A 13,985-nucleotide genomic window follows, 5' to 3' on the forward strand; every position below is an offset into this window, starting at 1 on the left:
TATAAATTCGAGCCCGCGTATGCGTTACACATAATCCGTAAGGGGGCGGCGCTCGGAGTTAGCGGGGCGCCCCCTTACCAACCCCCACCCGCGCGACGCTAGAAGGGCGAGCTACGCTCGCGTTATTTAAACTGCGGCTTGCGCCGCATATTTGAAATTTTAAATTCTACGTAAAATTTAAAATCACAAACGCAAAGTGTTTCGGCGCAGCGGGTATAAGCGGATGTAAATTTAAAATTTACCCGCTGCAAGCTGCAATCAGGATGCAAGCGAGTAAATTTTGCAATTTTAGGCAAATTAACGAGCGAAAATAAATTTTACAAACTCCCGCGAAATTTTACAAAATCTCCCTGAAATCATACCCTGCGTTTTTGAGAGCCCAGGCGATGTCCTCTTGATGAGCCTTACCCTTGGTCTCAAGAGTGATCGTGATCTGCGCGTCGCCGTACTCGATGTTGGTCGAGAAGCGGTCGTAGTCGATCTTGACGATGTTTGCGTTGGCGCGGCGCAAAATTTCGGTAAGCCCCGTAAGTGCGCCCGGTTTATCGACAAGCGTGACATTGATCGTCATCTTGCGGTGCGATTTTATGAGGCCTTTTTCGATGATGATGTTTAGCATCTGCACGTCGATGTTGCCGCCGCTTAGGATGATGCCGATCTTTGCGCCCGCGGGGAATGCAAATTTCGCGTTCATCAGCGCCGCTACTCCCGCCGCGCCCGCGCCCTCGACGATGATTTTTTGCTGCTCGAGCAGATAGAGTATCGCGCTTGCGATCTCCTCGTCATCGACCTGCACGAACTCATCGACGCACTCAATGATCGTGCTAAGCGTGATCTCGCTCGTATCCCGCACCGCGATGCCGTCGGCGATGGTGCGGACGGATTTGGAATTTAGTGGCTTTTTCGCGACGAAGCTATCGTGCATCGCGGGCGCGCCCTTGGCGGCTACAGCGATGATTTTGATGTCCGGATTGATCTGCTTGGCGCAGCTGCAAACCCCCGTCGCAAGCCCGCCACCGCCTACGGGAACGACGATGTATTCAAGATCTGCGACCTCCTCGATCATCTCAAGCGCGATCGTGCCTTGGCCCGCCTGGACGAACTCGTCGTTGAAGGGATGCACGAACGTCAGATTGTGCTCTTTGGCATATTCCAGTGCAAACGCATACGCCTCGTCGAAATTATCGCCCTTTAGGATGATCTCCGCGCCCAGAGCCTTCGTGCCGCTTACCTTAAGTAGCGGCGTGGCTTCAGGCATTACGATCACAGCATGCACGCCGAATTTTTGCGCGCTCATCGCTACGCCTTGTGCGTGGTTGCCCGCACTTGCGGCTATTACTCCATGCGCCCGCTCCTCGTCATTAAGATGCGCGATTTTATTATAAGCGCCGCGGATCTTATACGCGCCGGTGCGCTGCAAATTCTCGCTTTTGAGATACACTTCCGCGCCGTAAAGCTTGCTGAGCTTCGGCGCCAGAGCAAAGGGCGTTTTATAGACGAAATCGTTTATGGTGCGCTTTGCTTGGATGATTTTATTTAGATCAACCATCTATTTCCTTTCGTAATTTTAAATTTTGTTATTATACATATTTTAGGCAAAATTTTATCCCGCGCGCAGCCTAAATCCGCGACTTCGGTTTTAAGCTCACCTAACTCCTGCGCCGCAACAGCACGCCGCATTCGATATGCGCCGTATGCGCGAACTGATCGAAGATCGCAAACCTACGCACCTCATGCGTAGTGCAAAGCGAGCGTAAATTTTCAAAAAGCGTCTGCGGGTTACAGGAGATGTAGATCAAATTTTGAAAATTTTTTATGAAATCAATCACGCTAGGCTCCAACCCCGCGCGCGGCGGATCGATCAAGACGTGCGAAAAATCGTAGCCGAAAATATCGATCCCCTTTAGCCGCTCAAACTCGCGCCTGCGCGCAAACGCGCTCATCAGCTCATCCGCGCTAAGGCGAACGAATTGCGCGTTGCAAACGCCGTTGAGCTCGCAGTTTATGCGGGCATTCGCGATCGAGCTTTTTGAAATTTCGCTCGCCAGCACGCGGTTAAATTTAGCCGCAAGCGGGATGGTAAAGTTGCCGTGCCCGCAGTACAGCTCCAGCAGATCGCGCGCGGCGGAGTTTTCCGGGCGCACGGCATGTTTTTCGCAGCTAGAATTTTGCGCGGCGGGCTTCTCGCAGCTAGAATTTTGCGCGCTTTGCTTTTCGCAATCTAAATTTTGTGAGGCGGAATTTTGCACGTCCAAATCCTTGCGAGCGAAATTTTTATCCGCAGAGCTCTCGTCTTTGGACGTATAGTTAAATTTCACGGAATTTTTGCCGCTAAATTCTGCACAAGCGAAATTTGCTTTAACGGAATTTCGGCAAGCGGCGTCAAATTCGGCGGAATTTTCAGAAGCAAAATTTCGATCCGTAGAATTTCGCGGGGCGGGCTCCTCGCAGCCGTAATTTTGCGCAGCGGAATTCTCTGTTATGAAATTCTTTGCGGCGAAATTCTGTGCGGCGCACACCTCGCTCGTGCCCTCTTTGCCGAAGTCCACGCAGCTTCTCGCCCAGGCGATCATCTTTTCGTTCACGCCGCGGTTGGGCTGGATAAAGGCGTTTTCGCCGAAGCGAAATTTATAAACTCGCCCGTCCACGCAAAGCTCGTCCGTGAGGCTTAGCTCGCCGCTTAAAAGCTTCTGTCCGCGCGCGCGAGCCATGACCCTGATACCAAGCTTGTCCGCTAGTTCGCAAATCGCCTCCTGCTCGCGCTCGCCCAGGCGCTTGTGATAAAGCAGCGTCGCCAAAATCCCGCTGACGCACGAGATGAACTCGACGCCGAAGAGCTTCTCTTTTAAAGCTTCGCTACGCCTAAGCGCCTCTAGCAGCCGCGGCATTAAATTTACGATAGGAAGCGCCACTTTGGGGCATTCGTTAATTAAAATTTTCTTGCTACGTGCGCCGCCCATCGTGTATGCAAGATCAAATGCGCTATGCCAAATATCGTGCCAGATGCCAAATTCCGCCCTGATACGATAATTTTGCGGACTTGAAGCGAAAAATTCAAACTCGCCGTCAAAAAATTCTCTGAACTTATCGCTTATCAGCTGCTTTTTGTATGAAATTTGATCCTCATAGGGCTCGACGAGCGTGCAGCTGCCGCAGCTACCGAAGCTTTCGCAATTCATACATCCACTCTTTTACCCACCGTGCGCAGTAAAAGAATGATAGCTGCGATACCCAAGATCAGACATCCCCACACGCTAAGCCCAAAGCCCGCAGGCAGGTAGCCGCAAACGATACTGATGCCGCAAACGACCAGCGCATAGGTCATCTGCGTGCTTACGTGCTCGATGTGATCGCAGCCCGCGCCCATCGAGGAGAGGATCGTCGTATCCGAAATCGGCGAGCAGTGATCGCCGAAGATCGCTCCGGTAAGCACCGCGCTTACGTTTACGCACATAAAAACGTGAAATTCCTCGCCGCTAAGTCCGTATTTTTGCCCCACGGCGTGAGCAAGAGGCACGGCTAAAGGTGTGACGATGCCCATAGTACCGAAGCTCGTGCCCGTTGAAAAGGAGATAAACGAACTAAGCACGAAGATCACGATCGCAAGCGCAAAGCGCGGCGTAGCGTCGCTTAGAAGCTCGACCAAGTAGCGCGAAGTGCCGAGCTCTTTGATAACCGAGCTTAGCGACCACGCAAAAAGCAGGATTATGACGGTATTTAGCATGCTTTTCCAGCCGCCAACCCAGACCTCGATCGCCTCTTTGACGCCGTAAATTTTTTGCGCGATGCCCAAAACGACGGCGATGATCGACGAAAATAGCGCGGATTGAAACAGCACTACCGAGGCGTCCGCCGCGCTAAATGCGGTGCGGATCGATGTAAAGCTAAGAGGAGCTGCTTTGACCGCCTCCAAAGTCTCGCCCTCCAGCGAGCTGTAGCCATTGAGATAAAAGCCGATGACCGAGAGGACAATCATCGCGCCTAACGGGATTAGCGCATTTATCTTGCGAAGTACGACGCCCTCTTTGGGTACGAAAATTTGATCCTCTAAATTTTTGATTTTAAAATCCGCGGCTCCGCTCTTGCCGCCGCGAGATGCGATCTCTGCGCGATACATCGAGCCAAACTCCCTGCTCATCACGGCGGTGGCGACTACGAAAAAGATCATGAAAATATTATAAAATCTATACGGGATCGTCTCAACAAACACGGTAAAGGCGTTTATGTTTTCTATACCGATCTGCGAGTAGGCCTCTTTGATCGCAGAAATTTCGACTCCGACCCAGGTGGAGATCACCGCGATACCGGTAATCGGCGCGGCGGTCGCGTCGATGATGAAGGCGAACTTTGCGCGCGAAATTTTAAATTTATCCATCAGAGGCCGCATGATAGGGCCCACGATCAGCGCGTTTGCGTAATCGTCGAAAAATATCACGATACCCATCAGCCAGGTGTAAATTTGACCCAAAACGGGAGTGTCTGCGTGCTTACTAAGCCAGAGCGCAAGCGCCTTCGTACCGCCGCTTTTGGTCACCAAAGCGATGAGCCCGCCGATACACATAACCTGAAGCAAAATGCCCGCATTCCACGTATCCGCCATCGATTTTACCATGCGCGAGCACAGATCGGTAAAAGCGAAAAGTGCCGAAGCCGCGATATTTTGATCTACCATACCGATGAGAAAGGTTCCGCTTAGCACGCCCAAAAACAGCGACAAAATCACGTCTTTGGTGATAAAAGCAAGCACGATCGCCGCAACCGGCGGGATAAGCGTCAGCACGCCGTAAAGCTCGCTGTTTCGCACGGCGGGCTCCACGTCCGCAAGCGCCAGCGCGGGCAAAAAAATCGCCGTAAAGATAAGCAAATTTTTTAACATTTTAATCCTTGATATGGTTGATAAAATTTTAAAATTTAACCTCCGATCGGGGGCTAAATTTTAAAATTCTGCGCGCATTGCAGCAATTATTCATAATTCGCGTGCTTTCTTTTACGGCGATTTTTGAGCGCCTTAATCGCGCAGCAAACTCTGCTATTTTGCTGCGTTTGCAATTTTGCGAACGCATTTTTAAGCAATTTATCGCGCAGAAAAATCTCTCCGGTGCAAAATACCGCGCGCGGCGTAATCAAAAGCATTTTATAAACGCGTATTAAATTCTATTTAACATAGCAAAAGCTTCAAATCAAGGTAAAATTCCACAATGATGCAACGCTTACTTTGTCGCAAAAGCGATAAATTTCTCGCGCAAAATTTGACGAAATCCCGCTCTTGATAGCAAACCAAAATCCCTAGACAAAAATTTTATCGCGCATAAACGCACAAATATCGCCATTTTTAAAGCTCGTCTGCGCGTTTACAAAATTTCAGAGCATGCAACCTGCGCAAGCAAAGCGATAAAATTTTAAAGCGTTAAATTCTACCAACTCGCGCTCGAAAAATCCACTAAATTTATAGAATTTACAAAGCGGCAAAACTATAAATTTAAAGCTCATAAGGCTTTTGCAAACCCAAAACGACGACGAAGCGGCGAGCGACCCTTTAAATCAAGCCCGCTAATTCTCACGCTCAGGTGCATCTTGCGGATCGCTCGTAAAATCATCGCTTGCTTGCGTAGGACTTAGTCCAAGCGAGCGCAAATAGCTCTGCGTAGCCGCTTCACCACCCGCAAGCGCGTAGTCTAGCGCATTTAACCCCGCCTCATCGATCGCCTTTTCGTTTGCGCCCGATTTTACGAGCAATTCAACGATCTGCTTGGTACTTTTTTGCGCCGCAAACATCAGCAGTGTCTTACCCACGCCCGAACGTTCACAGCCGTCGCTACGCTCGCCTAGCGACGCTAGAGCCTGAGCTTCAGCGCTGCCGATCTGGCGGACATTTACGCTAGCGTGCGAGTAGATTAGCAACTTTACGAGCTCATAATTTTTTGCCGCGGCGGCGAAAAATATCGGAGTTTGCCCAAGTGAGTTTTTATAGCCAACCAAGGCGCCTTTAGAGATCATAAATTTAGCGCTTTGAACGTTATTCATCGCGTAAAATAGAGAGTTTTCCTCGCCCGCATTCACCTGCGCGCCTCGCTCGATCAAAGCGCCGCTAAAGCGCTCGTCATATCCTAGCAAAAGCGCCAGATCCAGGGCATTATCAAGCTCGTAAATTGCAAAATCCTTGCTAAAAAGTAGCGTACGAAACTCATCTGCACCTACTCCGCCTTTTAGCGCCAGCTCAAGCTCACCGTAATCTCCCGCCTTGCGATCCTTTGCAGCGTATGCGATAAATTCCGCTATCACGGCGCTTGCCAGCTCATCGGCGTCGTTTTTGTTAAATTTAGCAGCGAAATAATCTTTTAGCGACTCCCTGGCTGCCGGGATCTCGCCCATAAAATTGCCATAGGCGATGAAATTTCCAATCTTGCGCTCGGAGTAAAATTCTAAGGCTTCAAGCGATTTTTCACTGATTTGCACGTAGTTTTTCTCTTTAGCATAGCTCAAAAAGCCCTCGCCATCCATCCCCGCAAATGCCAAGGTTCGCTCAAGCCTTTTTTCGTTCAGCAAGGCTTCGTTACCGACACAATCGATATTTTCGTCTCTAATCTCAGAAGCCGCGCTTTTTAAATTTTGCAAAAATTCTGCGCCAGCTAGCGAGCCTTTACAGCCAAAATCGCTTTGCAGCAGCTCTTCGTCCGCAGGCTCTTTGCTAAAAAAGCCGCGCGGATCGCTTAGTATCTGCTCGCAAGAAGCGCCAAAAAGCGTGCCGCAAAAAACAAACGAACCCATTAGAATTTTTCGCATCGCTACCTCGAATTGCATTTGAAGCGTTATTTTACCTTTAAATTTATTTATTAAAACTTAGTGCAGGCGGTGGAATTTTATGGAATTCCTTTTAGCCTTATAAAATTTTGTGGAATTTTTAAAATTTTACGGCGCAGCGGCGAGCAGCGTTAAATAATGGTAGTTATAGGCGCAGCAATGGAGGGCACTATAATGAGGGCACAGCGATCGGCAGGCTAAAATTTTAAAATTTACGAGCGAGGCTAGCGGTAAAATAAAATTTTGCAAGCTGTACAAATCTAGCAGAATTCCGCGCGCGATCGCGCAATTAACTTGCCGAATAAAATTTTGCGCACTCTGCGCGGAGTGAAATTAAAATTTCGCCGCGCAAAATTCCGCGCTTAGCGCAAATTCCGCCGCGTTAAAATTTAGCGAATTTCAATCTGATGGAATTTAGCACGACCGTTACGGAGCTAAAGCACATCGCCGCGGCGCCGTACATCGGCTTTAGAAGCACGCCGAGCGCTGGATATAGCGCGCCTGCCGCGATCGGGATACACACGGCGTTGTAAAACAGCGCCCAGAAGAGGTTTTGCTTGATCGTCCGCATGGCGGTACCGCCTAGGCGGAATAGATACAGCACGCTTTCAAGGTCGTTTTTTATAAAAATCACGTCGCCCGCACCCTTGGCTACGTCACTGCCGCCGTTCATCGCGATGCCGATACTGGCGGCTTTTAAGCTCGGTGCGTCATTGACGCCGTCGCCCACGAAAAGCACCCGTTTGCCCTCATCCGTCAGGGATTTGATGAACTCATATTTGCCGCTTGGAAGCACTCCGCTTCTTACCTCGTCGATGCCGAGGTTGCGAGCGACGAAATTTGCCGTTTTGGCGTTATCGCCCGTTAGCATGACGGTTTTTACGCCGTTTTTTTGCAGCGCCTGCACGACGCCGCGCGCTTCGGCCCTGATCTCGTCGCTAAATGCGATGAAGCCCGCATACGAGCCGCCTATCGCGCAGTAAACGACGCCGAAGCCTTTGTCTAAAAGCTCCTCCGCTTCTACTTCGACGCCCGCATCTACGCCGCGCTCGCGCAGAAAGCCCGCGCTGCCGCAAAGGATTTCGCCGGTGGGATTTTTAGCGACGATCCCCTTGCCCGCGATACTTTCAAACTCGCCGTTAAATTTAGAAATTTCGCCGAATTTCAGCTCGGCAAATTTTACGATCGCCTTTGAGATCGGATGCTCGCTAAGCTTTTGCGCGCTTGCTAAAGCGTAGAGGTCATGGGCGCTCAGATCGCTGAAGCTTACCGAAATTTCGCCCTTGCTAAGCGTGCCGGTTTTATCGAAAACCGCGACGTCCGCGTCCTTTAAAATTTCTAAAATTTCTGGATTTTTGATTAAAATTCCAGCCTTTGCGGCGTTTGAGATCGCGCAAACGATCGCAATCGGCGTCGCAAGCCCTAGCGCGCACGGGCAGGAGATGATAAGCACGCAGATAGCGGCGGATGCGGCGTATGAGAGCCGCCCGTCAAGCGCCATCCACGCTATAAAGCTAGCAAGCGCGATCAAAATCACCGCGGGCACGAAGATATTTGAAATTTTATCCGCAAAGCGCGCGATCGGCATCTTTTTGTTGCCCGCCTCGTTTAGCAGATTTTTAATCTCGGCAAGCAGCGTCTGATGCGAAAATTTCGTCACCTTCACGTAGATGACGCCGTCGGTGCTGACGCAGCCCGCATTGACCTCATCGCCTACGCTTTTATAAACCGCCAAGCTCTCGCCGCTGATGAGCGAAGCGTCGATCTGCGCGCCGCCTTCTACGATAAGCCCGTCGCAAGGGATGCGCGAGCCGTTTTTTACGAGCACCTTATCGCCCGGCTTTAGCGCTTCTGCGCGCACTTCGGCTATCGTGCCGTCGTCCTTGATCAAAAGCGCGGTTTTAGGGCTTAGATCGATTAGCCCCTTGATGTAGTCGTTCGCCTTCATCTTGCTGCGCTCTTCTAGGTATTTGCCGAGCGAGATAAAGGCGATTATCATCGAGGCGGACGAGAAATAAAGATTGGTAAATTCGTTCTGCGCGCCGTGCGTATAGACCCACGCCGCGGCCGTTAGCGAATAGGCAAACGCAAAAAAGCTTCCCATCGCCACGAGCACGTTCATATCAAAGCTTCTGTTTTTCAGCGAGCCGTAAGCGTGATAAAAGAAGTTCTTGCCGCAGTAAAATAGGCTCACGCATGCCATCGCCGCGCAAAGTAGCGCCTTTGGAACGAAGCTCAAAAACCCGCTCATCTCCACCGCCATTACCGCCGCGGCTAAAATGAGGGCGAAGATTAGCCTAAATAGCGCCGCTTTGAGGTTGCGCCGCTTTTTGCGCTCCAAATCCTCGTAATCGACGGCGATATCATAGCCCAGCTTTTTGATCTTGGCTTTTAGCGTCTCCTCAAGCGCCGGATCGGCAAGTACGAACTCGCCGCTGCCGTTTGCGAAATTTACGTGCGCGTCCTGCACCCCCTCGATCTTGCGACTTACCCGCTCGATCGCATTGGAGCAGTTTACACAGCTCATCCCGACGATATTTAGAGTGATTTTACTTGACATTGCGTTAGTTTTTAGGCTAGCTTTTCTGCGACGCTAAAGCCCAAATCGTCCATCTCCTCTTTAAATTTAGCCTCGTCGCGCGGATCTAAGCTTAAACTCACCACTCCGCTTGCTACGTCCACCTCGATCTCGCCGAAATCGTCCTTGAGCGCGTTTTTGATCGTCCTCGCGCAGTTTTCGCAGTGGATATTTTGCGCCTTAAATTTTACGCTTTGTTTCAAAGCCATGAGCCTCTCCTTTGGATTAAAATTTTAAAACTTATACTACTTTTTAATAAATTTTATTTCAACGCCCGCTCCTGAAATTTAAGGGTTTTTCGTTATAATCACCCGTTTTTAAATTTAAGCTTTAAGGAATTTTATGGGACGAGCTTTTGAATACAGACGCGCTTCAAAAGAAGCTAGATGGGGGAAGATGAGCAAACTTTTCCCAAAACTGGGCAAGGCCATAACGATGGCTGCGAAAGAGGGCGGCGAAGATCCGCTGATGAACTCCAAACTGCGCGCCGCGATCGCCACGGCAAAGGCGCAAAATATGCCCAAAGACAACATCGACGCGGCTATCAAGCGCGCTAGCGGCAAGGATAGCGCCGATATCAAAACGATCTTTTACGACGGCAAGGCGCCCCACGGCGCACTTCTCATAATCGAATGCGCCACCGACAACCCGACCCGCACCGTCGCAAACGTAAAATCGATTTTAAACAAAGCTAAGGGCGAGTTCTTGCCGAGCGGCAGTTTGAAATTTATGTTTTCGCACAAGGCCGTTTTTGAGACTAAGCTGCCGAGCCGCGACATCGAGGAGCTGGAGCTTGAGCTCATCGACTTCGGTCTTAGCGAGCTTGAGATCAACGAGTTTGAAAACGACAAGGGCGAGCTCGAAAAGACGCTACTAATCTACGGCGAATACGAAAGCTTCGGCACTCTAAACGAGGGGATCGAAAAGATAGGGCTTGAGATCATCAGCGCAAGCTTAAAATTCGTCGCCAACGAAAAGCACGAATTTAGCGAGGAGCAGCTTGGCGACATAGACGCGCTACTCGAGCGGCTAGAGGACGACGACGACGTGCAGGCAGTTTACACCAACATCGCATAGGAGAAAAAATGGAAAGCTTAAAAATTTACGACATCGACGCAGCGGCTTTGGCGCGCGATAAATACGCCGTTATCAAAACCGAAAAGGGCGATATGAAGCTGGAGCTTTTCGGTGGCGAAGCTCCGCAGGCGGTTACGAATTTCGCCAGCCTCGCGCGCAGCGGGTTTTACAAGGGGCTAAATTTTCACCGCGTAATTCCAAATTTCGTGATCCAAGGCGGCTGCCCGCGCGGCACCGGCACGGGAGGTCCGGGCTGGCGCATAAAGTGCGAATGCGACCGCCAAAAGCACAAGCACGTGCGCGGCGCGCTATCGATGGCGCACGCGGGGCGTGATACGGGCGGTAGTCAGTTTTTCGTCTGCCACAGCGCGCAGCCGCACCTAGACGGCGCGCATACGGTGTTCGGACAAATCGTGGATCAGCCCAGCCTAGCGGTTCTGGACGCGATCAGACAGGGCGATAAGATCATCGACGTCGAGATTAAAGAGAGCCTGCAATCGTGATTAAATTTAAGCCGCGGGGCGCCAGACCGTGATAAAGATCGGCACGGACATAACTGCGGTGCGCAGGATCGAGGCGCTGCGCGCAAAATACGGCGCGAAATTTCTAAAGCGCATTTTGAAAAAATCCGAAAGCTCCTCCGCGCTGCGCGACGAAAGTATCGCAGGCATCTATGCCGCCAAAGAAGCGCTTAGCAAAGCTCTAGGCACCGGCATCGGCGTGGAGTTTGGCTTCAAAGACGCTAAAATTTACAAAGACGCTCTGGGCGCGCCGCATCTAAAAATACGTAAAAAAATCCGTAAAAAATTTCATATCAAATCCGCAAGCCTTAGCATCACGCACGACGTAAACGTCGCAATCGCAGTAGTCGCACTAAAACTTAATAAGCCGCGTTCAAAGTAACGAAGCGAAGTGACGCGGGCGGCAAGAACCTCGCGTAAATTCTGGATAAATTTTACGCAACGGAATTTTTGAGGTTAGGCGCAGGTTTTGTAGAGTAGTATTTCGCGGCGCGGTACGCGATGCGGCGGCAAACTTTGCCTTCTAAATTTTATATTTGCCGACTTAAAATTCTACATTCATGGATAAAATTTTAGAGCACAAAATTTACCGCAACGAAATTTTAAAATTTCACCGCGCCGCAGAATTTTGCTTTAAATTTAAGGCACAGAATTTTATAGCGGCGCCTCGGTGCAACTCAAAATATAAAATTTCAGCCTGGAATTTAGCGGCAGAAGTATAGACTTTCTATTAAAATTTCACGGCGAAATCGCGCTTTGAAATTTTAAACGGATGCGAAGTCTGCTCCGCCTAATCTATCGCATCATCAAGGATTAAGCGAAAGTTCATGAGCCAATGAAATACGCGCGGCGGCGGCGTGCGTTCGTCGTGCTTATCTTAAACAAGAGCTTTTGCGCCGTACTTATGCCGAATACCGCAGATAGCGCGGCGTTTTCTACCGCCATGTGCGAAAAGACGAAGCAGATAGCGCGCGCTCTATTGCTATGCGCAAAAAGACGGGGCTTGTGTCGCTACATTTACCGCTCAGTCTGCCGCTAGTTTAAGCGCACAGATAAGCGGCGTGCCCACAGCAGCGAGCGATCAAAATTTACACGAAGAAATTTAAAGATGAAATTCCGCGGGCTGTAAATTTAGCGCTAAATTTTTAAAATTTCACGGCCGCTCAAATTTTAAAATTCCATGCAGGGCGGATTTAAAATTTTAAGCCGGCAAGCCCGCGAGGCTAAATTTAGCCACCAAGAAGTTTGCAAGTCTCTGCAAAAAGAAATTTTATCACGGCACGACGCCGCAAAAATTTTCAATTGCTCATATTTTGGCGGCGAGCTTACGCGGCTTACGTTTTCACGCGAGGTATAAGCTTCAATTCTCTATATTTTGACCTACGGCGCATTACGATAGGGTTTGGAATTTTTCCCATATAAATTTTCAATTCTCTATATTTCGGCTATTCCAAAACTACGCCCGAAGCCGCCCGTATTTAGAGCCGCGTAAATTTAAATCGATCGCGCCAAGCTACGATTAAATTTAAAGCGCAAAGCGCGGTCATGGCGCGAACTTACGTAAAATATCCCAAACTACGATTAAATTTCAAACCGCGATAGAATTCTCGCGCAACAAAAGGCGGGCTAATCCGCCTTTTTTAGATTATCGGCAAGCAAAAATGCAAGCTCTAACGCCTGATCTGCGTTTAGGCGCGGATCGCACTGCGTTTCGTAGCGCTGTTTTAGCGTCTCTTGCGTCACGTTAAACGAGCCTCCCGTGCACTCGGTGACGTTTTGTCCGGTCATCTCAAGATGGATGCCGCCCGCGTGCGTGCCCTCCGCGGCGTGGATCTCAAAAAAGCTCTGAACCTCGCTTAAAATTTTAGAAAATTCGCGCGTTTTATAGCCGTTCGCGGCTTTGACGGTGTTGCCGTGCATCGGATCGATGCTGTACAGGATCGCCCTGCCCTCGCGCTTTAGCTCGCGCAAAATTTGCGGCAGCCGCGCGCCGATCTTATCCGCTCCCATGCGGATGATGACGTTTAGCCTGCCGGCTTCGTTTTGCGGATTGAGCTTGTCGCAAAGGCGCAAAATTTCATCTGCAGTGCCGCTAGGGCCGATCTTAACGCCGAGAGGGTTTTTGATACCGCTTAAAAAATGCACGTGCGCATCGTCCGCGCCGCGCGTGCGCTCGCCGATCCAAAGCATGTGCGCCGAGCAGTCATACCAATCGCCGCTGGTGCTGTCGATGCGCGTCAGGCACTCCTCGTAGTGTAGCAGCAGCGCCTCGTGCGATGTGTAAAGCACTGTCTCGGCAAGGCTCGGAGAATTTGCGGCGCTCAATCCGCACGCCTCCATAAATTTAAGCGTACGCGAAATTTCATCGCTGAGCTCGTTAAATTTAGCCTCCAGCTCACCTTTTTTCAAAAAGCCCAAATTCCACTTATGCACCTCGTGCAGGTTCGCAAGACCACCGCGAGAAAAGGCGCGTAGCAAATTCAGCGTCGAAGCGCTTTGATGATACGCCTCGATCATACGCGCAGGATCTGGCTTGCGCGCCGCTTCGCTAAACTCAAAGCCGTTGATTATGTCGCCGCGGTAACTAGGCAGACTCACGCCGCCAACCTCCTCGAAATCGCTGCTGCGCGGCTTTGCGAACTGCCCTGCGATGCGACCTACCTTGACGACGGGGCAGCCCGCCGCGAAGGTAAGAATAATCGCCATCTGAAGCATTACCTTAAACATATCGCGGATATTATTCGCGCTAAAATCATTAAAGCTCTCCGCGCAATCGCCGCCTTGAAGCAAAAACGACTTGCCTTCGCTGGCGCGCGCGAGCTCGGCTTTTAGGTTGCGAACCTCGCCCGCGAAAATTAACGGCGGCAGCTTGTAAAGGCGCTCTTTGGCGGCCTGCACCGCACTTTCATCCTGATAAATCGGCTGCTGTAAAATTTTATAATCTTTCCATGACGTCCTACTCCAGCTCATAGCCCCTCCTAGATTTCGTAAAATTTCGCGATTATACC

Annotated in this window: 9 protein-coding genes and 2 pseudogenes; 3 read left to right on the forward strand and 8 right to left on the reverse strand. The window is 50.4% G+C overall.

All coding sequences use genetic code 11. The features are described 5' to 3' along the window. Positions 1-337: 337 nt before the first annotated feature. From ilvA to Q0600_RS03995, 7 genes and pseudogenes are all read right to left on the reverse strand, one after another. Complete coding sequence (gene ilvA, locus Q0600_RS03965; protein ID WP_298757149.1) at positions 338-1,549, reverse strand: threonine ammonia-lyase; 1,212 nt, start codon at positions 1,547-1,549, stop codon at positions 338-340. Positions 1,550-1,649: 100 nt separating this feature from the next. Further along, positions 1,650-2,120 (reverse strand): annotated as a pseudogene (locus Q0600_RS10555) (methyltransferase domain-containing protein); the annotation flags it as partial. A gap of 390 nt (positions 2,121-2,510) precedes the next feature. Further along, positions 2,511-3,179, reverse strand: a pseudogene (locus Q0600_RS03975) (tRNA (uridine(54)-C5)-methyltransferase TrmA); the annotation flags it as partial. Then, on the reverse strand, positions 3,176-4,876 hold the full coding sequence (locus Q0600_RS03980) for a Na+/H+ antiporter NhaC family protein (RefSeq protein WP_298757152.1): 1,701 nt from the start codon (positions 4,874-4,876) through the stop codon (positions 3,176-3,178). The pseudogene Q0600_RS03975 and the gene Q0600_RS03980, both read right to left, overlap by 4 nt. A 674-nt stretch (positions 4,877-5,550) precedes the next feature. Beyond that, positions 5,551-6,801, reverse strand: coding sequence for an ankyrin repeat domain-containing protein (locus tag Q0600_RS03985; RefSeq protein WP_298757155.1), 1,251 nt, complete (start codon positions 6,799-6,801; stop codon positions 5,551-5,553). A gap of 382 nt (positions 6,802-7,183) precedes the next feature. Next, positions 7,184-9,361 carry a cation-translocating P-type ATPase gene (locus tag Q0600_RS03990; protein WP_298757159.1) on the reverse strand — a complete coding sequence of 726 codons (2,178 nt, stop codon included), beginning with the start codon at positions 9,359-9,361 and terminating at the stop codon, positions 7,184-7,186. An 11-nt stretch (positions 9,362-9,372) separates the two neighbouring features. Then, complete coding sequence (locus Q0600_RS03995) at positions 9,373-9,588, reverse strand: heavy-metal-associated domain-containing protein (protein ID WP_040304091.1); 216 nt, start codon at positions 9,586-9,588, stop codon at positions 9,373-9,375. 133 nt (positions 9,589-9,721) lie between these two features. On the opposite strand from Q0600_RS03995, the gene Q0600_RS04000 reads away from it, so the two are divergent. The 3 genes from Q0600_RS04000 to acpS are packed head-to-tail and all read left to right on the forward strand — an operon-like array spanning position 9,722 to position 11,359. Further along, a complete protein-coding gene (locus Q0600_RS04000; RefSeq protein WP_177388917.1) occupies positions 9,722-10,456 on the forward strand; it encodes a YebC/PmpR family DNA-binding transcriptional regulator in 735 nt (244 codons plus the stop codon). 8 nt (positions 10,457-10,464) lie between these two features. After that, entirely contained in the window at positions 10,465-10,959 is a 495-nt protein-coding gene (locus Q0600_RS04005) for a peptidylprolyl isomerase (RefSeq protein ID WP_298757164.1), read from the forward strand. A gap of 28 nt (positions 10,960-10,987) precedes the next feature. After that, the gene (gene acpS / locus Q0600_RS04010; RefSeq protein WP_298757167.1) at positions 10,988-11,359 is read left to right on the forward strand and encodes a holo-ACP synthase; all 372 of its coding nucleotides are present in this window, start codon (positions 10,988-10,990) and stop codon (positions 11,357-11,359) included. Between the two features lie 1,244 nt (positions 11,360-12,603). Here the strand turns inward: acpS and Q0600_RS04015 are convergent. After that, complete coding sequence (locus Q0600_RS04015; RefSeq protein WP_298757170.1) at positions 12,604-13,947, reverse strand: class II 3-deoxy-7-phosphoheptulonate synthase; 1,344 nt, start codon at positions 13,945-13,947, stop codon at positions 12,604-12,606. Between the last annotated feature and the right edge of the window lie 38 nt (positions 13,948-13,985).

The organism is uncultured Campylobacter sp., from assembly GCF_938041645.1.
In the GTDB taxonomy this organism is placed as follows: domain Bacteria; phylum Campylobacterota; class Campylobacteria; order Campylobacterales; family Campylobacteraceae; genus Campylobacter_B.